Genomic DNA, 24,467 nt, shown 5'->3' with positions numbered 1-24,467 from the left:
GTTGCACCCGCTTAAACTTAGTTTTTATAATTTGATATGGGCGAAGTTTTCTATTTTACAATGCGGTAAGTTACCTGCTCTGTGTGCCATCTGTTTATTTTCTTGCTCTAATACAATGCGAGCCCGGAGACTGGGCCAGAGAATTTCCCATTGTATTTCGCTCATCTGTCCGATTAAGGTAATTTCCGGCACCTCGCCAACATCTAAATCCTCTTCCAGCAGCAAAGTCATGGTAACATTGCACAAAATAAGGTTAGCATCCTCTTCATCAATCTCGCTACTGTCTATCAGTAGAGTGATGCGATCGCGATCGCGATGACCCAAAACAGCTTTGATGACTCCTGACAACTCGTCAGAGAGATACTCTTCTGGCTGATGCCAATTTGGGAAAATGATTAAATTAAGTTCTCTGAGGTTTAATTTCTGGATCGTTTCTTCAATCAAGTCAAGATTAATTGTTTTCGCAGTTGTTATTAATTCGGGGTTAATTTCGTTAGTAGAGCCGATAACGTTGACATTCCGCAAAATTGGTTCGCTATTCCACGGATCGAAAGGAATGAGTTTTTGGGCAGACAAGTGCGGACGAAAGAAAAATTTGCCTTTTTCGTTGAGCATACAAGCTGCAAAGGAAAATGAGCTATTTGAAATTGCTGTGATATCGCACTGGCTCAATAAATAAAAATCTGGATAAAATTCTGCTTCCGGTAACTCCAAACCTAAATCTTTTGCCGTGATGGGATTATACTCCTCAAAATCCCTTAAAACTTTTTCCGGTTCATCGCTGGCAATAAATAGTATTGGTTCATCCAGAGTTTCCCACAAACCTTTTAGCCATTCTCTGTACCATTCGCTCGGTGCGATGAAGAAATCGCTGTAGCCATAATCTCCCCGCCGCAAATGCAAACCGACGATCGTTTTGCCGCGCGATCGCAGACGAGCGATCGCTTCCTTCATTTTCGTTTCTATTTCCCGTACAGGTTTGAACAGGGAGCGAAAATACTCTTGGTGCGGTTTGTAATACTTTGTGTGATATTGAAAATAACCCCAAAAGTTCACACTTTTAAATATTTCTTTCGCATTAGGGATGCGAGCTGCTGACAATTTATTGGTGGGTTCGGTAACTACGGGTAACTCTTGAGAAATGGGCGAATCCTTGCAACCAAAGAGATATTGACCAATCCAAGCTGGCGTCTCTACTTTCAAGTTATGTTCTTTGGCATAGATTTTCAAGAAGGCATACTGAAATATTTGATTGGCAAACCGTCCGTTTCTACCCAGCGTGGACATTGTGACTGCGGGCTTTTTCACATAAAACGCATCGCCCCAAGATGGATGGAACGGTGTTGTCGTTGCTACGCGATCGAAACCGCACCTCTCCAGAAAATCATCAATTTCGTCAATTAAAGCGCAGCCTTCATAGAGTTCTTCATAATTAACTTCCGTGTTTATTGCTTCTATGTGTCTGAGAACGTTGGTTGCTCCCTGCAAAGCCAACAGCTCTGCACCTTGAATGTCAATGTTTAATATATTAAAATCTGCGGGATTAATTTGAAGTTCTTCTAGAAGTGTATCCAGAGTTCTCGACTCCACAACTACACGCTCAACTTCCTTGATTTCTGGATAAAACTTTTGATGATCCTTCAATGGTAAGATAGAACTGCTTTGATCCATAGAAGTTACATACAATGTGCTTGTGCCGTTGATGTTGCTAACTGCACAATTCACCGCTAGCACGTGAGGAAAACCCGCTATATTCGTTTTCAAACGTTCAAAGACAGCAGGATTGGCTTCAACAAACAGTACCCTTTGCACCCCCATTGCTCGGTATCTTGCAATTTCCTTGCCTTCGTGTGCCCCAATGTGAATAATCCCGCGCGGTGTAACAGAATGTTTTCCGCAAAGCTGCTGCAAATCGAGCAGATTTGGTGCTTGACTCAAAATCAAAGCTGTGAACCTCTCGTTCACCGCTAAAAAGTTGCTATACTCGTAATTCTCATATTCTGGTAAAAACTCGGGTAAGGGTTGTAAAGCATTGGGTCGTATTTTAAAGATTGTATAACGAAATTTTTGTAAATGCTCGAAGACTTGTTTTAATGTGATGTTGGCATCGACAAATGTTCCACCATACTCAAACTGAATATAATCTACTTTGCCTTTTTGTAAGAGGTTAGTTGCTCCGTGAAGGACTTCTAGTTCGCCGCCTTCTGTATCAATTTTTAAGAAATTTATTCGCTTTATGCCCCTTGCTTGGACATAATCATCAAGGGTAGCTGTTAAAATCTGAAATGGCTGAGGCGACTGAATATTATATTGTTTTTCGATTTCAAATCGGCGGTGAAATGTACTCCATCCAGAAAATTTATCGTAATAATAAAATTCCCTGATTTCCTGCTGGTGTGCTATTGCCAAGTTGTTTAACACGAGTTGACCTGTTTTAATCGGTTCAGCGAGGTTTTGTAGAAGTGTTTGATATATCGGCGGTGCTGGCTCAAACAAATGGATTTTAACGTCGGGGCATATGTTTAATACTTGATTTGTCCAGCTACCTATGTTTGCGCCAATATCGAAAACCACATTACCGGAAGCAATAAAATTTTCTATAATCTTTAATTCATAGTTATTGATAGACTCTACCTGATTGATATTATTAGCAGACACCCCAGTGCTTTGATGATTTTGTTCCTGTTTCCCGCTGCCTGTATTGCCTAAAGTTTTGAGCAAATCTTGGCAATACTGAACAATTAGTTCTTTTGCCCGCGCCGGAACAGCAATAATAACATCATCAATAATTACAATATGCCTGCTGTTTTTTCCTGAATTCAACAAATTTAGGACGGCGCTAATATCCGGCCAATGTTGAGGTGAATGGGGCGGAGGTGGAGGAGATAAAAACAATCGGGCATCATCAATAAAAATAAAGTGTTCGCAGTCGGAGCGGTTGATTATTTCGATTTCTGCGAGTAAGGGACACTCATCGATTTCTCCATAGGTTTGCCCTCCGCTCCAATGAGCGTCTATCCAGAATAAACTTGGGCTTTGAAGTTGTGATACTGTATTATCAAGAAGGTTTCTGGTATCACCGTACAAAAAGTCTATGTTTTTGATATGACCGTATTTTTCGGTAACTTTTTGATAAAGGTCTTGAGAATACTCAATTGTAAAAACTTGTTCAAATACTTGGCTTGCCCAGTATGCTGTATGACCTTGATAAGTTCCTGTTTCAATAAAATTATTAATCCCGTAAGCTTCTTTTAGTTGGGAGATGATTTCTATTGGTGGCCCCATGCGTACTATGCCCATATTCGATCCTTTTGTGAAACTAAGTCGGGTATTTTAATTAGGAAGCTACATTTAATTTAATGATTTTTAATCTATCTTAATAAAGAAATTGACCGATCGCCCTACTACTTCCCCTTCACCTGCCCCAACAGCGCCTTATAATCAGCTCTGTCGGGATATAGCTTCACCAACTTCTCCAAAGGCTCGATCGCCCCTTTCTCATTATTCATCTGCAACCGCACATTTGCCAACCCCTCCAGAGCCGTCTGATTCTGGGGTTCCCGCTGCAAAACCGTTTCATATCCCCGTTCCTGCGTCGCTAGCAAAGATTCCTGAGAAACTGCCGCAGTCGCCGGTTTTTGTTGGTGCTGGCTGCTCAAACCGCTGCCGAACAGACTCACCATACCAAAAATTGCCGAACCAGCAAAGCCAACCATTGATACTAAAGCAAAAATCTGCTTAATTCGATCGCTCCGATGAACCCGACTATCACTAGATTTTTTCTGTGTACTTTCCATTGGTAACTCTTGGCGTCGCTGTTTTCCCGGCACTGGCACTCGCACCTATCTCTAGATTGCCCAAGTTCGATCGCAAAACGATCGCCCTTCGCCATTTAAAATTTGAAACCAATTCTAGCCCCCACACAAAATCTAAGATTTGTCAAGGATATTTAGGTGACAATAACACGCGGGCGATCGAGATCGATGAAGCGCGATCGCACCCTTACTTTTTAGCCGTTACTCTCTGGCATTTCGCCAAACCGATCTCGGTAACGCGGTAGCAAAGATGTGAGTTCAGGAGCACGCTGGCGTTCCGCTTCTAGTGCTGAGGCTAATTCATCAGAAAGCCGATCTAATTTTTCTTCTAATGTTGTTGCAGTCATGCCGATCGCTCCTTAATTGTGGTTATTTTTAATCTAAAACGCCCTTGCTGACTCGATTGTGCAATCAAAATGGGATTGGATTAAGGGCCGAAAGGCCGATCGACCTCCCACACCTTCAAATGCCATCAGGATCGATGCCTTGGCTTCTCAAGTATGCCATTAGTCGATCGGCCCTCTGGCGTTCCTCTTCGGCGCGCTGGCGTTCCTCTTCGGCGCGCTGGCGTTCCTGTGCCACCCGTTCGGCACCCCACAGCAGCAAATTGCCATTCTCATCCCACCAGCGCAACCAATAACCCGTTCTCTGAGATTTTTCACCTTCCCAAACCCCCAGAAATAAACCCATTGATTCTATCCAGAATCGCTGATTAGCATCCGGTTCTTGCAATTCGTATTCTCCAGAAGTCGAGAGTCTGTACACTTCCAATACTCCCGATTTCGGTTCAAAAATTACATAAATCGGTACTTGCAAAATTCGCTCATAAAACCGCCATTTTCCGTAAGGATATGTCGGTTTATTTGAATATTCAGTACCGTCAGTCTCCGATAAAAATTCCATCACTACCGCAGGTACTTCTCCCTCAGCATTGCGCGTATAACTGCGGCGAACTTCTCCAGGTCCTGCTGGCAATACCGAGGGAACGTACACCCAATCAGGGGCTTTTACTACTGTTTTGTCGTTAACTTTGGCACAGAGCCCAAAATTGGAAGCTATTAGCATTGAAGCTAGGATAAATCCTGCGAGATCCAAGGCTTCTCGGAGGGCCGCGGCTAAAAGTGGTTGGTCGATGTTTTCCACAGGATCGTCGGGTAATTTAAAGTCATCTGGCAATTTTTCCCAAGTTATAGTATACTTGGTTTTGGTTGCGTCCGGTTTCGATAATGTTTGCGTCATTGGTTTTCCTTGTTTCGATAGAAAGAGTTTTTTGTTAATAGGATTTGGACAATAACTTTAAGGCCGGGTGCGAAAGGCGCACCTTACTAACTAGCTGTAATCGGGGTGCGTATTGCCCACGTTACTAACTAGAGGAAGTCGCGAATCTTGCAATGGCGGTTATTCAATAATACCCTGTTTTAAGGGGTATTTTCGGGAGCCACTGGTTCTGCTGACCTGGCAGTTTGAGAAGGTATAACAGGCACTTTTGGCTGTTTGTGTAAGCTGGGAAATCCCGGCTGTACTGATGAATTTCTGGCAGGTGTACTCGCATTTACTTTCTCAGAAAGGGGAGCTAATGTTTGAGTCACTTTAACTTGTTGTCGCAGTTGTTCTGTCGAACCCAACAAGCCTCCTAATCCGTTGAACAACCTGCGAATGTTGTTGCGGAAAGCCGGATCTCCCGTCAAATCATCCACGTCGGAAGTAATTTTTTGCACGTTCTGAAATGTAGCTCGTGCAGAATCTAGAGTTTGCTGCAATAATAGCAATGTTGCGGGATTGTTTACCTGGCTGGATAAATCTCGCAAACTACCAGAAGCTTGGGCAGCATTCGCTGATAAAACTTCTAAATTGTTCAGCAATTGTCCTTGGTTGAGTCGATTAATTGTAGGACTCAAACTGCTGACAGCTACCCGCAGTTCCTGACTGCTTTGATTGATGTTATTCAGAGTTGAGACTAAACTGGCGCGGTTGGTTGTTACTAAAGAATTGAGTTGGTTGGCTGTTAATGTAACTTGATTGGCTGCTTGAGTTACTGAATTAGCAGAATTTATCGCAGCAGCAGATACGGCTTTTGTGGAAGTGTCCGCCGTAGCTGCTACTTTAGAAACATCAGCGGCGACTGCTGATATTTCCGTCTTGAGGGATTGATTTAAGGTGCTTGCTTCTCCCTTTAATGATTGATTTAAACTGCTGGCTTCCCCCTTTAATGATTGATTTAAACTCGCTATTTCGGTTTTGAGAGATTGATTTAAGCTCCCAATGTCTCCTCTGACAGCTTGATTCAAGTTTTTTATTTCGGCTTGGGCAGTTTGAGTTAAATTTGATAAATCTTGAGTGAGTTTAGCTGCACCTTTAGCTGTGTTGGCTGTATTTTCGGCGAGGGATTTAATATTGTTGAACAGCGCGGGGTCGGTGTAGAAATTAGCTAGGCGAACTGTGGATCGAATAAGTTCGTCAATAGTGACTCCTGCTTGACCTTTTAAGCGCGCATTTTGGCAGATTATCTCCGAGGGACAGTCAGCACTAACGGGATTGGCGGTAAGTAACGATTCTGGCAAAATCGAGTTGGGGGTAATGTCGATCGACGATTCGCCAATTAAACCCGATTTATTCGCTTCGATCGTAACATCCCTGGGAATCACTAAAGTACCGGGGGCAATTTCCAGGGTCACGTCTACGCCGTTGGAACCCGGTTTGAGAGCGGTAATTTTACCGACTGCAACCCCACGATACCTTATGGGCGTGCCTATTTGCATTCCTTGGGCGCTGGCAAATTCTACGGCGAATTTGTAGCTGCGGTTCCCTAGCTGCACGCCCCGCAGCCAGAGCACTAAGCCCCCAAATAAACCGATTCCTACTAAAATTAAGAACCCGACAGAACCTTCTCTTACAGTTCGCGATTGCATATTACCTCCTTTGGCAGTTGGGAGTTGGCAGTTGGCAGTTGGCAGTTGATAGTTGGCAGTTGATAGTTGATAGTTGGCAGTTGTTAATTTTTTTCTGATGTGTTGCCTATAGATTTTAGATAGGCGTTTAGCCGGGGCGACAGTTCATCAATAATTGGCTTGAGTGTTTCTACTTGCGTACTTGTTAGTAGTTGCCTAGTATAATCCCGTCTCAACCAGTGCTTGGTTTCATATAAAGAGCCTCTGGCGATCTTGATAAATCGCCGATGATCCTGATAGCTACCTCGACCATCTCCTTCCGCAATATTAGCACCAATACTATCAGCAGATCGAATAATTTGCTTGCCGACAGTATCTTTTGCTAGTGCGTCCCATTTTATAACAATATTCCAAATTTCATCAGCTAATTTTTCAGATAATTTATAAACATCTAACTTCTGAAAGTTTGTTTGTGACATATACTATCTCCCAACAAGACAAACAATTAACCACGGCCTACTGACCACGGACAACTGACAACTGACAATTGACAATTGACTATCCAATCACTTGAATTGGCCCAGTAACACTGCCACTAAAAAATTGTCGGATCAGTAAATTATCTGTTGATGCAATATCGCTGACAGTTCCCTCCCATTGCACTTTGCCTCGATAGAGAAATACGATGCGATCGGCAGTGCGGCGGATGGTACTGTCTTGGTGAGTGACGATCGCATAAGTGCTGCAAACACCTTGGGCAGCCTGCAAGTCGCGGATTAAATCTTCAATTACCGTCGAAGCGATCGGATCTAAACCCGCCGTCGGTTCGTCGTACAGCAACACCTCTGGATTATCCCTGTCATTATCAGGATTCGCCATGATAGCGCGGGCAAAACTTACCCGCTTCCTCATTCCCCCAGACAACTGCGCCGGATAGCGTTCGCCAATTCGCGGCAAACCCACCATCTCCAACTTTTCCTCCACCAATTCCCGAATGCGGCGGCGCGGCAGCTTAGAATGCTGGTAAAGTAAAAAACCGACATTCTCCTCCACCGTCAGCGAATCAAACAAAGCCGCTTGCTGAAACACCATCCCAATTCCGATCGGATCTGCCACGTCGTCTACCCATCCGACCCTGCGCTGTCCCTGAACGAAAACCTCACCGGCATCCGGGGCCAACAAACCCGCAATTATCCGCAAAATAGTAGATTTCCCCGTCCCCGAAGGGCCAATAATTGCCAGGGCCTCTCCCCGATAAATCCTCAGATCGACTCGATCGAGGATCGGGTTCTGGCCGAAGGACTTACTTACCCCCTTGAGTTCGATTAGTGGCTCAACCATAAGATGTTATCAATAAGTTGTCAGTCATCAGTCTAGCTAATGACTAATGACTAATGACTAATGACTTTAATTGACTAATGACTTAAATTGACTGCCAGAATCAAAACTCTCTTGTATTGTAAATTTGTCAGCTCGAGCTGTTCCAATACCCTTAAGACTAATTAACCATGTCAATTAGTTCACTTCCTAAAGCCCTCCGCGTCTTGGCTAAAGCCAAGCAGGTTTTTGCCCAATCCAGAAATCCTTACCCCCCTTCTTTGCGGAACGGGCGAGTTCACCAGTGGTTTAAGTGGTTAGCCCCCGGACTGTTAGTGAAACGGTGGCTGCTGATTAGTGCCAGCGGTGTAGTGCTTGCCACTTTGGGTTTAGCGATTTGGACTGGGATGACTCCCATTTTCTTCTTATTGCAATTGTTGAGAAATTTTTTGGCGTGGATTGCGGAAGTTATTCCCAATTACGTGTCGGGGCCGATCATCATTGCTGGCGGGATTTTGTTAATTCTGTGGGGGCAAACTCGCAGTTTGAACTCTATTACTCAAGTGTTGATGCCGGAAGGGAATGAGGAATTGGTCGATCGACTCCTCAACCACCGCCGCTTGCACCGCGGCCCGAAAATTGTGGCAATTGGGGGCGGTACGGGTCTTTCTAACTTGCTCAGGGGATTGAAGGATTACAGTGCCAAAATCACTGCTATTGTCACGGTGGCCGATGATGGGGGGTCTTCCGGGCGGCTGCGGCGGGAAATTGGGGTATTGCCGCCGGGAGACATTCGCAATTGTTTGGCTGCTTTGGCAGATGAGGAAAAGTTATTGACTGAGTTATTTCAATATCGTTTCCGGGCTGGTGACGGTTTGGTGGGTCACAGTTTTGGGAATTTGTTTTTGACGGCGATGAGCGATATTGCTGGAGATTTGGAACAGGCGATCGCCGCGAGTTCTAAAGTTTTAGCAGTGAGGGGAGAGGTGCTGCCGGCTACTCTGAGCGACGTTTCTTTGTGGGCAGAACTGGCTGACGGCCGCAGGATTGAGGGGGAGTCCAGCATTACAAAAGCTAACGGAAAAATCCTCAGAATTGGCTGCACTCCTGCTAATCCTCCGGCGTTACCAAAGGTGGCCCAAGCACTTCGGGAAGCGGATTTTATCATTATTGGGCCGGGGAGTCTTTATACGAGTGTCATTCCGAATTTGTTGGTGCCAGAAATTGCTGATGCGATCGCCAATAGCGAAGTTCCGCGCATTTATGTGTGCAATATTATGACTCAGCCAGGGGAAACTGACGGATACAGTGTTGCAGACCACATTCGGGCGATCGACCGCGCTTGCGGCCGGCCGCTGTTCGATGCTGTAGTAGTTCAAGGAAAAGTCCCTTCTGCAAAGGCTTTGATCCGCTATTCTCAGGAGAATTCTTATCCGGTTGTACTTGATCGGGAAGCAGTAACGCAATTGGGGCGGCGAATTGTCATCGCAAATGTGATGGATGAAGATGAAAATACGGGTTTAATTCGCCACAATTCTCAAAGGTTGGCGGGGATGTTGCTGCGTTGGTACGGCCGCGCCCAGAACATTTAAGCTGGTGACTGCTGACTGTTGACTGTTGACTCATGTTATTGGTTATTGGTTATTACCAGCCGCAAGCGAGTAACAAATAACAAATAACAAATAACAAATGACTAATTATTGAAATGAAAACTTTGCTTCCCGATTCTGAGGCTACGCAAAAGTTTGGTGTTGCGTTAGGTCGATCGCTCCCCGCTGGCACTGTAATCTTATTACAAGGAGATTTAGGTGCGGGCAAGACTACCTTGGTTCAAGGTATAGCTGAAGGTTTAGGAATCTCAGACTCGATCGAAAGTCCTACTTTCACGCTAATTAACGAGTATTTTACAGGGCGAGTTCCGCTGTATCATCTAGATTTGTATCGACTGGAACCCGAAGAAGCGGAGGCTTTGCACTTAGAAAGTTATTGGGACGGCTTAGAAATGGATTTGGGAATTGTGGCGATCGAATGGGCGGAAAGATTGCAGTACAAACCCGAAAATTATTTGCAAATTTCTTTGAGTTATCTAGATAACGGGCGGCAAGTCGAAGTAATTGGTAATGGCGACTTATTGGATTGGCAATGGTAAATTTGAGAAAAGGCGATTGAATTTAGATGTTGCACCATTCTCACTCAGCCTTTTCTGAACAGGCTTTCCGGCCTGTTCCACAAGAAGAAAATTCACTCTTTGTGGAACAGGCCGGAAAGCCTGTTAAGAGAGAATAGTGCAACCTCTCAGCGCGAACTTACTGCGGACCGTTGACACGAATCAATTTGCCTCTCAAACTTTCTTCACCAGCAATAGCATCATTGATGCGTGTTGCCAACCTTTCTAGATTTTTATCGTCTGTACACACGATAATACCAGCATGATGTGGTTGTTGAGTGTGCAAGAGAATGAAATGCCGACGATTTTGCGTCATAACCGCCCGATCGTTATTCACAGCAAAGGCTAATACTTCGGGGTCATCATCTCCGGCATTTCCTACCTCTTGAATAGTCAGGGCATCGTGACCGAAATTTCGCAGCAATGCCACAACAGAAAACGGGAACTGTTCATCTGCATACAGACGTGCCATAAATTATACTTCCTGCATCATTGCTGCTGCTTCTTCTCGGAGTGCTGTTTCAATTTCTTTGGAGTTAGCCTCAGCATAAGTCCAGACATTTACTAAGTTTGCAGCATTCAACTGGGGATAAAATTGTAGAAGTTCAGCATCACTTGAACCTTGACGGCGCAAACTCACGAACAGCCAAACGGGAAGTCTAGTTTTGGCAATGCAAGCATCGCCACCACACACGTCGGGAGTTTTGGTAATTCCTGGCCAACTATTGTTTATACTTTGGGTTAAAAGCCGGATCACTTCAGCTTTCTCAGTCGGAGTTAAGGCCAGGAGTTGTGTTTCTAGTTCTTGGAGAAGCATGGGTAATATCGCCTTTGCGATCGGGAATACCCAATTATAACACTTGAGTTAAATTCAGGCTTACTCAGCGTCAAATGTCAATGCTTCTCCCCTCACATTTGTATCCAATTTACCATTATCAAAAACAACTTTTCCTCCCACAACCGTGACCACAGGCCATCCAGTCAAACTCCAACCTTCAAAGGAACTCCAGCCGCACTTGCTCGCCATCTCTGCGCCGACCACCTGGCGGTATTTCTCCAAATCAACTAAGACTAAATCGGCGTCAAAACCCGGAGCAATCGCCCCTTTGTTCGGAATCTTATAAGCCTTAGCAACTGCAGCCGACATCCAATTAGCAACTTGAGCAACTGTACATCTTCCCTCTACTGCTTGCGTCAGCATCAAAGGCAAAGAAGTTTCGACTCCCGGCATTCCTGACGGCGTATTTGGATATTCTTGAGCTTTTTCTGCTAATGTGTGCGGCGCGTGGTCGGTGGCGATAAAATCAATTACGCCGTCGAGTAAAGCTTGCCAAAGTATTTCGTTATCGCGGGGTTCGCGCAAAGGCGGATTCATCTGAGCTAAACTGCCAATTTTTTGATAGGCGCTGGTATTTAACAACAAATGCTGCGGCGTAACTTCTGCTGTCACCCAACTCGGTTTTTCCTGGCGCAAAAACTCAGCTTCATCCCCCGTTGAAAGGTGCAGAATGTGCAGTCGGCGCTGATATTTATTAGAAAGTTTTACTGCTAGTTGAGTTGCCAATAAAGCTGCTTGATTGTCTTGAATTTGGGAGTGCACTGCAACATCGGAAATCCCGGCAAATTCCTGACGCCTCTGGTTGATTCTAGCTTGGTCTTCTGCGTGCACGGCAATTAGTCGATCGCCTGCAGCAAAAATCGCCTCTAAAGTTGCTTCTCCATCCACCAACAACTGCCCGTGCATCGAACCCATAAACACCTTAATTCCCGGAGTCGGATTCGCATTCAACAAATCCGGCAAATTCTCCGGCGTTGCACCAATAAAAAAGCCGTAATTCACCAAACACTTCTCGGCAGCGCGACTTAGTTTATCATCTAAGGCAGCTTGGGTTGTAGTCAGGGGTCGCGTATTCGGCATTTCGAGAAACGATGTCACGCCGCCTTTAGCGCAAGCACAGCTAGCGGTAAACAAGTCTTCCTTGTGTTCTAAACCCGGTTCCCGGAAGTGTACCTGGGGATCAATTACTCCGGGTAACAGAGTTAAGCCTTTCGCATCTATTTCTCGATCGCCAGATTCGACAATTTCAGCAGCAACCTTGACAATTTTGCGATCGCAGATTTGCACATCTCCTACCAAAAACTCACCATTGGGCAAAAGAATGCGAGCGCGACGGATTAACAAACTTGATTGGGGAGTCATAAGATATCCTTAATTGAGTAAACAGCGTGCTAGCATGGAAGCATTATTAAGTTTATAATTCGTATCCAGCTCAGTCACTACAATACCCTATGACTCGTCTAGACAAGTCAGCCGACGAAAAACCTCCGCAAGACACCGAAAATCCTTGGATCGAAGGAATTAAGACGATCGGCTTAGCAGCATTTTTAGCCTTTGGTATCCGCACCCTGGTTGCCGAAGCACGCTACATTCCCACCGGCTCAATGCTCCCAACCTTACAAATTAACGATCGATTAATTATAGATAAGGTAAGCTATCGATTCCAAGAGCCCCAGCGAGGAGATATTATCGTATTTATGCCTCCAGACCAGGCTAGTTTGTGCACGGGACAGCCGCCACCGATCAAAGATGCCTATATCAAGCGAGTGATCGGGCTTCCAGGGGACACTGTGGAAGTCAGAGAGGGAAAAGTTTTTATTAACAAGCAGCCGCTACAGGAAAAATATATTGAAGAAATTCCGCAGTATCCCTACGGGCCTGAAGTTGTAGCTCCAAATTCTTACTTGGTGCTCGGCGACAACCGCAACGCAAGCTGTGACAGTCATTACTGGGGCTTTGTACCCAAGCAAAATATCATCGGTAGGGCGATCGTCCGTTTTTGGCCACTCAACCGCACAGGTTCGATCGATCCCACGCCCATTTATCCCGCTAAAAATTAGCTACAACCCGCAACCCGCAGATTAAAATCTGCGGTTGTCAGTTTAAAGTACCAATTAGCTATTAGCCATTTTCCACGACCAAATAATTAATGGTTAAATGAGATTTAGTAGGAGGTTTCGCGATCGAGAACTTTCACAACTTTGTTATACATCTCCTCAGCTTGTTGCGGCGAATTGCCGATACTCGTCACTCCCAATTTGCCAAACTCCGACAAACAACCCATTAAATGAAACACACTGCCCGTCTCTGTACCGCTGTCAAAGTGCAGTTGATTGTCAGCAATAATATCCATCAAATCGTTCGGTAATAACCCCCGATAACGCTCTTTTTTCAAATTGTCCGAAGCGACATAATATTTCGGACGACCCTGCTGGCTGTAAAATAATCCGGTACTACGCTCGTACCGACCGTTTGTTAACAGCTTCAAAGCCATAAACGGATGAGTTGTGCCTCCTTTCCGCAAGTTAATTTCTATTGCTTGAATATCCCATTTCCCATCGGATTGCTTTACCGCGAGAAAATCTACTCCAAATCTCTCTAAAGCCCCTTTTTTAGCTAAGTTTTGCCCAACTTTCCATGCCAATTCCTGCAACGCTATTCGATAAGATTCGTCTGCCGGAAATTGGCAACCCAAGAAAATTTGACCGTCTGGGCCTCCTAAAATTTGGTCGTGGGTTGAGAGAATTTCTACTTCGCCACTGGGGACAATTCTGCCTTGAACGCTGGGCGAGAACTTTTCTTCTCCTTCGATAAATGCTTCGGCAATTGCCCCTAATTCGGGAATGCGGCTGCTAAAATTTTCCCAGGTTTCGCCCGTTGCTTGAAAGCGCAAATTATGGAAGTGATCGCCAATTGCCTTCGCTCTTTCTGTAGGCGCTTTACCTGCGAGGGGCTTCAGATCTAAAATGGCATTTCCTTCCCCCGAAAAACCTTCATTTAACTTAATTACGATCCGTTGCAAATGCGGCTGCCGTCCCCACAACTCTGCCGCAGCTTCCGCTAAATCTTCCGCATTCCAAACCAACTCGGAACCGTCAGGATAAGGCACGCCACATTCTTTAAAAATTTGCCTGCTACCGCTTTTTGTTCCCCAGTATAACAGATCGGGATCGCTGGCCCACAAAGGAATCCCCAATTTAACAGATAACTCGCGTTCTAAGGGCGTTGAGTTATAACAAACCATATAAGATTTTGTCGGCCGCACTGCTTGACGAATGCGCTCCATCAAGCGGGGACGATCTAAAATTTTCTGGGTGAGGGATTTGGCAGAAGCGTCGTAAGCACTGAATAGCAAAAGCCGATCGCGCGCGTGAGAAAACGGAATTCCCGGCAGCAATTGCAGGTAATAATCCACAATCATCGGGTGTAAGGGCTCGGAGGTAATGTAAATTAAGCGCGTGCGCGGATTTCGCAGGCGAATCAATGAAAATAAATGCCGCTCTTCGTAGTGGTAAGCACCCTCAACTTTCTGCATTTCTTGCTGATCTAAGCTGAGAGAAGGAATGATAATAATGTCACAATCTCCGCTGTCGAATTCTTCTATCGCTCGCCAACGTTCGCGTAATTCTGTCTGAAGATTGCGAAACTTCTGTGCGGATTCGGAAGATGATTTATTTAACTCTTGCATTGCGTTTTATCCTAAGTATTCAAATAATTATTGCTGATGATGTCGGGTGTGTCAGCCCCAATACTTGAGACAACTGACACAGTTTTTTTGTCTGACGCACTTTACCGGGAATATTGACAAAAATGCCCAAATAGTGATTTAAGGTGCGTCCTGCCAAATATTTGAGGCAATTCAAACAGTTTTTTCTGCCCCCACCCAAAAACCGATACCATGCCACCTACTCCTGTCGTGAATCTCCAAAAATTTTAGACCAAAGTTTAACCTCCCAGATTCATCTGTGGAATAAATCTAAAATCTAAAATCTAAAATCTAAAATTGACTGACGCACCCTACCGGGGACGCTCGTCCATTTCTGTCCATCTGCTCTAAGAAGCTCGCCGCACTCTAAAAAGTCTGGCATATTCCAATATCGGCTCTAAGCGGCGTTGATTTTGCTTGAGTGCCGATCGCAATTTTTCCGAAGGGCGGAACACCAGGGGAGCCGAATATTTGTTCAGCATCTCGATTTCTGGCGACTGACTCATCAGCATCAGCCGCACGTCTTTGTCGAGCAAATAACTCAGAGACAGCAAATCTCCCATGTTCGTAAAATCGTTGCCGCGATCGCTAATTACAATTGTATCTTTAATCGACCGATTAGCTATCGCCTCTTTGTTAATAATTTTCGCAACTTCAGCATTAAAATAGCTCAAGTCTTTGCTCCACCAAGTATCAGAAAAAGCGCTAACTGTACAGGAGGCTACACTTGCTGTAAATACCAAGGCTAAAATGACTTGCCAAAACCGCTGCTGAGTTTTCACGTTACTGGCGAGCAAGTAAGCAACTGCTAGCTGAACTCCCGGAAAGCAGGAAATCAGATAGCGGCTGACGGCCGAACGTTTGCCGCCTAGGATTATATCCGGTAACGCCAGGATCAAAAAAGGTACAAAAATTGATGTTAAAATAAACAGCCAAGTTGAAGTGCTAGCCCGACGGCAGATTTTGTAAAGGGCTGCCGCAATTAACAGCCCAAATGGCAATCTCAGCAGATAAGTCCAGATATTATCAAACCCGAAGTCGAAGTCAAAAAATAAGGCTGTAAAGCTGAGCGTCCACAATTTGAGAAGATACAGCCAACCCGGAGATACTCGCGTCCAATCTGTCGTAGCTGATGCTCGTCCCAGGTTGGTCGCCAGCACGTAAATCCAAGGAAGATACAATATTAAAGCTGCTGTTACTGCTAAAAAAAATTGGGAATTAGTTACATGACCTGGCAATTTGGTTTTTTTGACAAACAACCAGTAAGCAATTATAAAAACTCCGTGTCCGATGAGTGTTAAACTGAAGAAAGGATGAGTGTAGAAACCAAGGGCGATCGCCAGCGAGTAAAATACCCAATCTTGCCAACCCCGCAACCGCACTGCTCTCAGCAGCAGCCAACTGCTGCCAATAACTGTGGCTGTCAGCAAACTGTACTGCCTTGCTGTCTGAGCAAACAAGATGTCAAAGGGAGATAAAGCCAAAAGTGCTGTTGCTAATAACGCGGCCAAATTCGAGGCGAAAAGTTCCTGAGCTAACACGTACATCAAAGGCAACGACAGCAAACTCAATAGTGCTGGCAAACTGCGGGATGCTGTTAGAGAACTGCCAAATTGCTGCATCCACCAACGAGCCATGAGAAAGTATAAAGGCGGATGCTGCGGGTCTTCTAGTGCTAAAGAACGAATTGTTTCGGCTTCTGTACTTCCCGGTTTAATCCGCTGATATTTTTGCAATTCTGGTGCCGGAACAATCCGGTTTTGGAATAGTTCGTCGTCGATTTCTTGGCGGGTGAAACCAGCGGCGCGGATTGATGTGTAAGCTTCGTCGTGCCAGTACAGTTTGCGATCGATCTCAAAAAACCGAAATCCGATACCTAATAAAATGCCGATCGCCAATAAGTTCATCAGCCAGCGGGAATTTTTGGTATTAATAGATGTGTCTTGATGTGTTGTAGATCCCATGCTTGTCCTAATTGTGGCGATTCCCTCCGGGATAGCTACGCTTCACGGAATTTGGAACTGTAGATCATCGTAAACCTCACTCCAAGAGCGATCGATACTAACTACATCCCCTAACAGACAATAATTCTACCCTCTGCCGGATGCCGAATACTTCTACATCAGAGCCTGCTGAAAGCTGGCTGAGGCTGAACCCTCCCCAAAATCCAGAATCTTCAACCAGATCCTCCCAGAACCTCCAGACCCCAAAAATAACTGCTAACATACGTGTTGTACAGTTAATCAACAAGCTCCGCAAGGGGTCTACCCGCGTACCGCAAATGGCAAAAAAAGAAGCGTCTATAAAAACTTCCACTGAAAACTCAGAAAAGCAAAAAGCTCTAACTTCCGTACTCTCCCAAATCGAGCGCAGCTTTGGCAAAGGGGCGATCGTCCGATTGGGAGACTCCACTCGCATGAGGGTAGAAACCATTCCCACCGGAGCCCTGACACTGGACATTGCTTTGGGCGGCGGTTTGCCAAAAGGCCGAGTTATTGAAATTTACGGCCCGGAAAGTTCCGGTAAAACCACTCTAGCCCTCCACGCGATCGCCGAAGTCCAAAAATCCGGCGGTATCGCAGCCTTCGTCGATGCCGAACACGCCCTCGATCCCACCTACGCCTCCGCTTTAGGCGTCGATATTGAAAATCTCTTAGTTTCCCAGCCGGATACCGGCGAAATGGCCCTAGAAATTGTCGATCAACTCGTGCGTTCCGTCGCCGTCGATATCGTAGTAATTGACTCCGTAGCCGCCCTCGTCCCCCGCGCCGAAATCGAAGGCGACATGGGCGACTCTCACATGGGTTTGCAAGCCCGATTGATGAGTCAAGCTTTGCGGAAAATCACCGGCAATATCGGCAAATCTGGCTGTACCGTCATCTTCCTCAACCAATTGCGGCAGAAAATCGGCATAACTTACGGCAACCCCGAAACAACAACCGGCGGCAACGCACTCAAATTCTACGCCAGTGTGCGGCTTGACATTCGCCGCATTCAAAGCTTGAAAAAAGGTACAGAAGAATACGGCAACCGCACGAAAGTTAAAGTTGCTAAAAATAAAGTTGCTCCGCCTTTCCGTATTGCCGAATTTGACATTGTATTTGGCAAAGGCATTTCTACTTTAGGCTGTCTGACTGACTTGGCCGACGAAATGGGAGTAATTATCAAAAAAGGTTCTTGGTATAGCTACAACGGAGAGAACATAGCTCAAGGACGAGACAAAGTGATCCAGCACATGGAGAAAAACATCGATTTCAAAAATGAAATTGAGGAGCTAGTTAAAAAGAAACTTGAGACTGGTGCTCTAGTTTCTGCTAATTCTGTCGCTCCTATTGAGGTAGATGATGTAGATGAGGTAGATGATGTAGATGATGTAGATGATGTAGATGATGTAGAAGTTTTGGACGAAGAAATCTAATTTTTTTAGTCCTCAATTATTACTCGTTTACGGGTTGTTTACTCGTTTTACTTGTTACCAAGCTGGAGCGAAAGTAACGCTCAACAGCGACAAGCGAGCCTCGAATTTAATTTTCGCTCGGCTTCGGCTCGCTTGTCGCTTACACGGGTTAAGAGGCACAGCCAGTAAACCAGTAAACCAGTAACACAGCGAAAGGAACCAGTAAAACCAGTAAATTATGCTTCGGCGCGATCGAATTTACTGGTTTATTCGTTTTACTCGTTACTTTCGCAAAGAACGAAAGTAACGCTCAACAGCGACAAGCGAGCCTCGAATTTAATTTTCGCTCGGCTTCGGCTTTTCCTCTAGGTATCGGTTCCCAGGCTCCAGCCATAGAACCAGTAAATTGACCCGACATGATATGAGATCGGGATTGCCGAATATATTGCGGATTGCTATACTTGTACAGTAAGTAGTACAAGTGTCAAGTACATGAATATTGTTTCTTTTAGCGAAGCGAGAAATAACCTCAAGGCTGTTTTAGACAGAGTAGTGGAAGATACGGACTATACCATAATCACTAGACGGGATGCGGAAGATGCCGTGGTGATGTCGCTAGAGTTCTTTAATAGTTTGCTGGAAACAGTTCATTTACTCAAATCTCCCGCCAATGCTGCCCATTTGGAGCGTTCTATTGCTCAGTTTAAGCAGGGGAAAGTGGTAGAGCGAAATTTGTTGGATGACTAGAAAGTTAGCATGGACGGATGAGGCTTGGGGCGATTATTTATATTGGCAAGGGCAAGACAAGAAAACGTTAAAACGAATTAACAAGCTAATTGAGGCAACAATCCGATTGCCGTTTGAGGGGATCGGAAAGCCAGAACCACTGAGGGAGAATCTGGCTGGTTTTGGGTCGCGGCGAATTGATGATACGAATCGATTAGTTTATGCTGTGGATGACGGGTCTCTAACGATTATCTCTTGTCGATACCACTATTCTGATTGACATCCTCCTTCGCCTGCTTAGCTATGGTGCGGCGTTTTTGTTTAACAGGAAAGTCGGCGATTCTTTGAGCAGTTTAATTTTAATTTTATGACGATAGCGAGTTTCTATTTAACGGGCGAGCGTAACTTTTGTCACGCTATGTAAGTTTTGCAGGATAAACAGGGATGAGAGGGTACTCCTTTGCATGGCAATTGTTATGCAGTGATCCATTGTTTAGTAGTGAAGCCACAAAATAACGCGGACTTTTTATTTAAATTGCATATTCGAGGCGGGCGGGACGCCCAACCCCTACTCCCCACAGGAGTTTTATTGTTTTTTGACATACAATTTAAATCCAGAACAACTTATCCCAACAGAATTGTTTTCAAAATACTCCTTGTAAACTGGATTCATGTCTTTTGGTAAGCCGCGTGGCTCTGACAGCAGAACTGGGAGCATCTCATATTTGTAAAAATACTTCTTCTGGCTCCTTCCTTCTGCCTCTTGCCTCAAAACTCCAATTTCTAGCTTGGCTGCTTTCATTGAGATGCTCCCTACTTACGATAACTTATTCAGGCATAGAAACTGGCTGAACGTATTGAGAATTAGCGCGCACATAACAGTTTTGTCTTGTCCGCAACCAGGGTTGACCGTTCGTCATCGTAATCGCATTTACTCCCCTGAGTTCAGCAGCAATTGTATCTCTATCCGCGCGGTAAACTTGTTGAATGGCTCCGTTTGGCGTCTTACGGCAGTTGAGTTCTCCATCTCGCGACGTGACTCGCCAAGCAGGCCAAGTTGCAGAACCAGCAGTTTCAGTCAACCAAGTATTAGAATTGCTAGAAGTATAGTCGCCACTTGCATTAGGACGCGGTAAAGGTTCGACTAAATTTACTTTAAATGTCTGGCCAATAGAAGGACAATTTTCTCCTGCTTTCACCTTCCAAGTAACTTCGGCTCCCAATTGGCTGCTTCTTCCAACTTGACGCCTGACAATGGCAATATCTCCAGAACAAACAATTTTTCTGCCAGGGCCGGTCGCACTGTCTTTGAAAGTCCCATTGTAATAGTAAGAGCCGGCTGCTCCTTCGGAACGGGTAATTTGAATATTGCCCAAAAATTCCCGATTGCCTACTTTGGTCAAGTAAAAACCTCTGCGATTGTTCCCTTTTTCTGACAAGTTTAAAGTAGTTTTACCGTTAGGATTAACATAAGTCGTAGCGCTAGCAGCACCGCACCAAATCAATGACACAACTCCTGTGGATAACAAAATGGAAAGTTTTTTCACAGCAACACCTTGTATGAATCTCTACTTTATTTGTAGCTGTTGGTGGAAATGCTTGACCAGTCGCTCAAATGAGTGACACTCATTTGAGCGACATTCTAACGACATACGGGCAATCGCCCATGATTGCCACGACAAATTCGGCAACTACGGGGGATTGGCACTACGGCGTAATTCCGAAACATCAACTCTGCATAACTTCACCTTGCTTCAGCTTGCTTCAACTCTCTTCACTTGTATGCACCTGCATCACGATGCCTGCAAGCTTCCACTTCTGCCTCATTGCAAGTTCCAATAATTAGCAGCAGAATAAATTTATATACGTAAGTAAAGGGGTTCCAATGACCGCTAAATAGTGTGGATTTTACGGATACCTCCCGGTGGGTCAAGTTGGGATTCCAAAGACTAGGGTGATTTTTACAGATAGCAAATTTCACATCTAAGAAGGTTTGTAAAGAAATGTAAAAGCTCCTGATAGCCGATTGCTTTGATAGAAAGTACGATTTTTAAGCTGAGTCGGTAAAAAAAGTCGTCTTGATTCAGCGCAAAAATGAACTTGACAAACAAAAATTAATTTGCTCGAAACTTAAATCATTGTTGAAGGGAGAATAAATTATGGCTGACGGTCAATTAGGAGTTATATTAAAGATGGCTCAAACAATTAATCCTCAAATTGAGAGCGATCGACATTTTGAAATAGACTTGGCAAAATTGCGCCAACTGCCAGCAGGAACATTAGGGTGCGAAGTGGCGCGATTTCTAGACGAACAAGGCTTTGAGCCGATCGCATCGGGAGACTGGATTCAGCGAAACCACGACGTGTGGCACGTTCTGACTGGTCTTTCAGCTTCAACAGAAGATGAATTGATACTTCAAGCGTTTACTCGCGCTCAAGTATTTCGCCCTTCTTGTGCGATTTTAGTGTTAGTTGGACTGATTAGCGGCAAATGCGCGATCGGACAAATTATCAAAGGCTTAAAACACGGAAAATTAGCCACTCAGTTAATTAATTGGGACGTTGCATCTGATTGGGAAACTCCTTTATGTGAAGTTCGAGAAAAACTCGGAATTCTACCCTTAATTGATTAGATTTTAACTCGTTACCTCATTGCAAAAGTATGCAAAGCACAAGTTACAAACCGGAAATTAGCCTGAGTCCACGGGAAAGAGCGATCGCGCAATTAGTAGCCCAAGGGCTGCCCAACAAATGTATTGCCAAAAATTTAAATATCAGTCACTGGACGGTTGCTACTTACGTAAGGCGGATTTTTATCAAACTCGGTGTTTGTTCCAGAACTGCGATGATTGCACTGCTGATCCAAGAAAATTTGCTCTGGGACTGATCAATAAGTAGGGTGCGTCAGCTAGCTTTAATTCTCTGGTAATCCAGAAACTCTAGGCACGACGCACCCTAAAAAAAACCTATCCCTAGACAGATGAAAACCCGGTTTAGCTGTAAAACCGGGTTTTAATTTGCAATGTTTAAAACTTTCTATGCCAAAGCCAAAGAAGGAGAAGAATTTCTCAGAAAACTCAGCAATTCTCGATTCACCGTTTGCGGCGCTTCCTGCTGAATCCAGTGACCACAGTGAGGAACTAATTTCAACTTAAACGGAGCCGTAATTAATCTGTCTAAACCTTCTACAAGTTTGTGGCTCAAAAACGCATCTTCTTCTCCCCAAAGCACCAAAGTAGGCACTGTCACAGGTTCTAATTTCTGCCCCAAATTCCAAAGCCTCTGCGGATGAAACATCTGGCGGTAATAATTGATAGAGGCGGCTAATACTCCCGGCTTTTCTAAAGCAGTCTGATAAATCTTAGTTTCCTCAGCGCTAAAAGCTCCTTTGCGAACAGCTTGTCCTTGGAAAACATTGTGTACAAAATCTTTCAAGTTTTGCCGGATCAACCATTCGGGAATGCCGGGAACCTGAAACGCCAAAACGTACCAACTGCGGCGGATTTGATCTAAATTGCTCGCCATTTCCTGCACGAATCGCTGCGGGTGCGGAGCGTTTAAAATTGCCAAGCGGTTGAGTTGTTCGGGGAATTTTTGAGCTAAGTGCCACGCAATCGCCCCTCCCCAATCATGACCTACAACGTGAGCTTTTGTATAACCGAGGCTCGCAATCAAACCGCGAATATCCGCGCTCAGCGTATCTAAATCATAGCCGCTTTCCGGCTTGTCGGAATCGTTGTAGCCCCGCAAATCCGGCACTACCACCTTGAAATGACGCGCTAAAGCAGGGATTTGATGACGCCAAGAGTACCAAAACTCTGGAAACCCATGCAGGAGGAGAACGAGCTCGCCTTCTCCTTGAGAAACGCAGTGCAGGCGGATGTTATTGGTTTCGACAAAGATGTGTTGCTGTTCGGAATCGAAAGAATTCATAGTTGGAAAGTTAGACTTATTTTCGGGAAGTAAAGAACCCGCCGACTGATAGCAGGCTGAAACGGCCCAATGGTTTTAATTTTTCTACTTTTATTGTAGCTGCTTTTCGATCCCCGCCGCTGCAATCTAATGAAACTTAAAACTTGTATGGTTTGGGGGTGTCCTGTTTTTTAGGTGTAACTACTGAGCTTAACTTTGTCACCTTAAATCTGTTGTTTTAACAGCGGCGCAGGCGATTCAATAATAGCACAATTTCGTCAGTTGCCGATCGCATTTTTGCAGGCGATAGGTCAGATTGATTGACGATAATGCTAAACACCAGCGGCTCGTAATTCGGAACTTCGATATATCCCGACAGCGCCGAAACTCCACTCATAGTTCCTGTTTTTCCTTGCAAAATTACGCGGTTTGGTGTAATATTAAAACGATTTTTCAAAGTGCCGCTCTCGCCAGCGATCGACAGTGACTGGCGGTAAATCGATGCAGCAGGTGAATTAGCCATCAATCTCAAAGTTTCCACCAAGGCTTCTGGGCTAATTAAATTGTGGCGGGAAAGTCCCGAACCGTCGGCTAATATGTAGCTGTTTGGATTTACTCCTAATTGAGTTAAAGCGGTTTTTAACTCTTTCAAACCTATTGCCCCTGTATCCTCTTGCTGCTGGGGCATCTTGTCTGTAACTTTTCCCAGCAATCTCAATAAAACTTCTGCATAAAGATTGTTGCTTTCGCGATTAGTTTCTCTCACCAATTCCGCCATCGGGGGCGATTCAACGGTTGCTAATTCTTGATTTAAATTGCGAGAAGCCGATGCAACTAAACTCTGTTTAACAGGAATTCCCTCAGTCGCCAGGGCTTGTTGAAAATACTGCAAAAAATTATTAGCGGGGTTGACAACTGCGACATAAGCTGATTCAGGTTCGCCACCAACTTTCAACTGTCCGCTAACTCGAATTATAGGTCGATCGAACTCCCGGCCAACTTCAATAAACTCGGATTCGTTTTGAGCGACGGTAACAGTATTGTTCTGAAGTTGCCACTGATTTGCCAGCTTTGCTTCGGCAAAAGTAACTTTCAGAGGTTGCCCCAGAGCCTGTGGGGACAAAAGAAGGTCGATCGCGTTTTGATTGAAAATTAAACTGTTAATGGGCGCTCCGTAACCCGCTTGGGCGTCTTCCCATTCCCAATTCGGATTAACTGCACTGCCTTGAAAATAGCTGTCATCGCCAATCAACTGGTTAACTTGACTGATTCCCCGCTGCTTCAACTGCTGCGCCAAAGATTTCAACTGAGCCTCAGCAATGCTCGGATCTCCCCTGCCGGCAACGTACAAACTTCCATTTTCGCCGCTGTAAACCGATGTCTTAATCCGAAAATCAGCACCGAGTTTCTGCAAAGCAGCGGCTGTGGTTAGCAGCTTGACATTTGATGCTGGAATAAAATATTTTTGGGCGTCGCGGCTGTAGAGAGTAGCAGTAGAAGATAGAGGTTGAATCAAAATGCCCCAGCGCGATCGACTAAATTCGGGACGGTTGGCGATCGCATCTACTTGCGCTCCCAATTCCCCAGGACAAATATCCCCAGAAACCGCCGACGTTTGAGCAGTAACCGCCGACGGACGCCCCAGAACTAGGACTAACAAACTAAGCGCAATTCCTTGGATTTTCAAAGTGCCAGTTCCTT

Annotated in this window: 25 protein-coding genes; 8 read left to right on the top strand and 17 right to left on the bottom strand. The window is 45.0% G+C overall.

The window, feature by feature from the left end; genetic code table 11:
- Positions 1-24: 24 nt before the first annotated feature.
- The 7 genes from QUA70_RS13155 to QUA70_RS13125 all read right to left on the bottom strand — a co-directional run bounded on the left by QUA70_RS13155 (position 25) and on the right by QUA70_RS13125 (position 8,044).
- Complete coding sequence (locus QUA70_RS13155) at positions 25-3,300, bottom strand: FkbM family methyltransferase (RefSeq protein ID WP_333347466.1); 3,276 nt, start codon at positions 3,298-3,300, stop codon at positions 25-27.
- Positions 3,301-3,404: 104 nt separating this feature from the next.
- Positions 3,405-3,797 carry a tetratricopeptide repeat protein gene (locus QUA70_RS13150; RefSeq protein WP_333347469.1) on the bottom strand — a complete coding sequence of 131 codons (393 nt, stop codon included), beginning with the start codon at positions 3,795-3,797 and terminating at the stop codon, positions 3,405-3,407.
- A gap of 212 nt (positions 3,798-4,009) precedes the next feature.
- Positions 4,010-4,162: a hypothetical protein gene (locus tag QUA70_RS13145; RefSeq protein ID WP_333347471.1), complete on the bottom strand. Its 153-nt coding sequence runs from the start codon at positions 4,160-4,162 to the stop codon at positions 4,010-4,012.
- A gap of 115 nt (positions 4,163-4,277) precedes the next feature.
- Positions 4,278-5,054, bottom strand: a complete 777-nt coding sequence (locus QUA70_RS13140) for a Uma2 family endonuclease (protein WP_333347474.1) — start codon at positions 5,052-5,054, stop codon at positions 4,278-4,280.
- A 179-nt stretch (positions 5,055-5,233) separates the two neighbouring features.
- Positions 5,234-6,724 (bottom strand): MlaD family protein, encoded by a 1,491-nt coding sequence (locus QUA70_RS13135; protein ID WP_333347477.1) that lies wholly within the window; start codon positions 6,722-6,724, stop codon positions 5,234-5,236.
- 83 nt (positions 6,725-6,807) lie between these two features.
- The gene (locus QUA70_RS13130; RefSeq protein ID WP_333347479.1) at positions 6,808-7,182 is read right to left on the bottom strand and encodes a four helix bundle protein; all 375 of its coding nucleotides are present in this window, start codon (positions 7,180-7,182) and stop codon (positions 6,808-6,810) included.
- Between the two features lie 79 nt (positions 7,183-7,261).
- Entirely contained in the window at positions 7,262-8,044 is a 783-nt protein-coding gene (locus QUA70_RS13125) for an ATP-binding cassette domain-containing protein (protein WP_333347482.1), read from the bottom strand.
- 167 nt (positions 8,045-8,211) lie between these two features.
- Between QUA70_RS13125 and QUA70_RS13120 the strand changes: the two genes are divergently transcribed.
- Together QUA70_RS13120 and tsaE are read left to right on the top strand one after the other, a co-directional pair.
- Positions 8,212-9,612 carry a gluconeogenesis factor YvcK family protein gene (locus tag QUA70_RS13120; protein ID WP_333332995.1) on the top strand — a complete coding sequence of 467 codons (1,401 nt, stop codon included), beginning with the start codon at positions 8,212-8,214 and terminating at the stop codon, positions 9,610-9,612.
- Positions 9,613-9,725: 113 nt separating this feature from the next.
- The gene (gene tsaE / locus QUA70_RS13115; protein ID WP_333332993.1) at positions 9,726-10,169 is read left to right on the top strand and encodes a tRNA (adenosine(37)-N6)-threonylcarbamoyltransferase complex ATPase subunit type 1 TsaE; all 444 of its coding nucleotides are present in this window, start codon (positions 9,726-9,728) and stop codon (positions 10,167-10,169) included.
- Between the two features lie 157 nt (positions 10,170-10,326).
- Here tsaE and QUA70_RS13110 read toward each other — a convergent pair whose 3' ends face one another.
- Genes QUA70_RS13110 through QUA70_RS13100 form a run of 3 tightly spaced genes read right to left on the bottom strand, consistent with a single transcriptional unit; the run spans position 10,327 to position 12,387 of the window.
- The gene (locus tag QUA70_RS13110) at positions 10,327-10,659 is read right to left on the bottom strand and encodes a DUF5615 family PIN-like protein (protein WP_333332992.1); all 333 of its coding nucleotides are present in this window, start codon (positions 10,657-10,659) and stop codon (positions 10,327-10,329) included.
- Positions 10,660-10,662: 3 nt separating this feature from the next.
- Complete coding sequence (locus QUA70_RS13105) at positions 10,663-11,004, bottom strand: DUF433 domain-containing protein (protein WP_333332990.1); 342 nt, start codon at positions 11,002-11,004, stop codon at positions 10,663-10,665.
- A 60-nt stretch (positions 11,005-11,064) separates the two neighbouring features.
- Positions 11,065-12,387, bottom strand: coding sequence for a dihydroorotase (locus QUA70_RS13100; RefSeq protein WP_333332988.1), 1,323 nt, complete (start codon positions 12,385-12,387; stop codon positions 11,065-11,067).
- An 89-nt stretch (positions 12,388-12,476) separates the two neighbouring features.
- Between QUA70_RS13100 and lepB the strand changes: the two genes are divergently transcribed.
- Positions 12,477-13,085: a signal peptidase I gene (gene lepB, locus QUA70_RS13095; protein ID WP_333332985.1), complete on the top strand. Its 609-nt coding sequence runs from the start codon at positions 12,477-12,479 to the stop codon at positions 13,083-13,085.
- Between the two features lie 104 nt (positions 13,086-13,189).
- On the opposite strand, the gene QUA70_RS13090 is transcribed toward lepB, so the two are convergent.
- The 3 genes from QUA70_RS13090 to QUA70_RS13080 form a co-directional block, all read right to left on the bottom strand.
- Positions 13,190-14,713: a peptide ligase PGM1-related protein gene (locus QUA70_RS13090; RefSeq protein ID WP_333332983.1), complete on the bottom strand. Its 1,524-nt coding sequence runs from the start codon at positions 14,711-14,713 to the stop codon at positions 13,190-13,192.
- A 19-nt stretch (positions 14,714-14,732) separates the two neighbouring features.
- Positions 14,733-14,888, bottom strand: coding sequence for a hypothetical protein (locus tag QUA70_RS13085; RefSeq protein WP_333332982.1), 156 nt, complete (start codon positions 14,886-14,888; stop codon positions 14,733-14,735).
- Between the two features lie 190 nt (positions 14,889-15,078).
- Positions 15,079-16,695, bottom strand: a complete 1,617-nt coding sequence (locus QUA70_RS13080) for a glycosyltransferase family 39 protein (protein ID WP_333347485.1) — start codon at positions 16,693-16,695, stop codon at positions 15,079-15,081.
- A 317-nt stretch (positions 16,696-17,012) separates the two neighbouring features.
- On the opposite strand from QUA70_RS13080, the gene recA reads away from it, so the two are divergent.
- From recA to QUA70_RS13065, 3 genes are all read left to right on the top strand, one after another.
- Positions 17,013-18,149, top strand: coding sequence for a recombinase RecA (gene recA, locus QUA70_RS13075; protein WP_333347488.1), 1,137 nt, complete (start codon positions 17,013-17,015; stop codon positions 18,147-18,149).
- A 471-nt stretch (positions 18,150-18,620) separates the two neighbouring features.
- Positions 18,621-18,875, top strand: a complete 255-nt coding sequence (locus QUA70_RS13070) for a type II toxin-antitoxin system Phd/YefM family antitoxin (RefSeq protein ID WP_242720579.1) — start codon at positions 18,621-18,623, stop codon at positions 18,873-18,875.
- Positions 18,868-19,134, top strand: coding sequence for a Txe/YoeB family addiction module toxin (locus QUA70_RS13065; RefSeq protein ID WP_333347490.1), 267 nt, complete (start codon positions 18,868-18,870; stop codon positions 19,132-19,134). Before QUA70_RS13070 ends, QUA70_RS13065 begins: the two co-directional genes overlap by 8 nt.
- Before the next feature lie 306 nt (positions 19,135-19,440).
- On the opposite strand, the gene QUA70_RS13060 is transcribed toward QUA70_RS13065, so the two are convergent.
- Together QUA70_RS13060 and QUA70_RS13055 are read right to left on the bottom strand one after the other, a co-directional pair.
- Entirely contained in the window at positions 19,441-19,656 is a 216-nt protein-coding gene (locus QUA70_RS13060) for a hypothetical protein (protein WP_333347493.1), read from the bottom strand.
- A 25-nt stretch (positions 19,657-19,681) separates the two neighbouring features.
- The gene (locus tag QUA70_RS13055; protein ID WP_333347496.1) at positions 19,682-20,401 is read right to left on the bottom strand and encodes a hypothetical protein; all 720 of its coding nucleotides are present in this window, start codon (positions 20,399-20,401) and stop codon (positions 19,682-19,684) included.
- A 612-nt stretch (positions 20,402-21,013) separates the two neighbouring features.
- On the opposite strand from QUA70_RS13055, the gene QUA70_RS13050 reads away from it, so the two are divergent.
- Both QUA70_RS13050 and QUA70_RS13045 read left to right on the top strand, forming a co-directional pair.
- The gene (locus tag QUA70_RS13050; protein WP_333347498.1) at positions 21,014-21,487 is read left to right on the top strand and encodes a Coq4 family protein; all 474 of its coding nucleotides are present in this window, start codon (positions 21,014-21,016) and stop codon (positions 21,485-21,487) included.
- 29 nt (positions 21,488-21,516) lie between these two features.
- Complete coding sequence (locus tag QUA70_RS13045; RefSeq protein ID WP_083888111.1) at positions 21,517-21,741, top strand: response regulator transcription factor; 225 nt, start codon at positions 21,517-21,519, stop codon at positions 21,739-21,741.
- A gap of 149 nt (positions 21,742-21,890) precedes the next feature.
- Here the strand turns inward: QUA70_RS13045 and QUA70_RS13040 are convergent, their stop codons facing one another.
- Together QUA70_RS13040 and dacB are read right to left on the bottom strand one after the other, a co-directional pair.
- Positions 21,891-22,787 carry an alpha/beta hydrolase gene (locus QUA70_RS13040; protein WP_333347501.1) on the bottom strand — a complete coding sequence of 299 codons (897 nt, stop codon included), beginning with the start codon at positions 22,785-22,787 and terminating at the stop codon, positions 21,891-21,893.
- Positions 22,788-23,004: 217 nt separating this feature from the next.
- Positions 23,005-24,447, bottom strand: coding sequence for a D-alanyl-D-alanine carboxypeptidase/D-alanyl-D-alanine endopeptidase (dacB, locus tag QUA70_RS13035; RefSeq protein ID WP_445251634.1), 1,443 nt, complete (start codon positions 24,445-24,447; stop codon positions 23,005-23,007).
- Positions 24,448-24,467: the final 20 nt, after the last annotated feature.

Source organism: Microcoleus sp. LAD1_D5 (genome assembly GCF_036702115.1).
Taxonomy (GTDB): domain Bacteria; phylum Cyanobacteriota; class Cyanobacteriia; order Cyanobacteriales; family Microcoleaceae; genus Microcoleus.
This window is presented reverse-complemented; position numbering and strand designations above follow the sequence as displayed.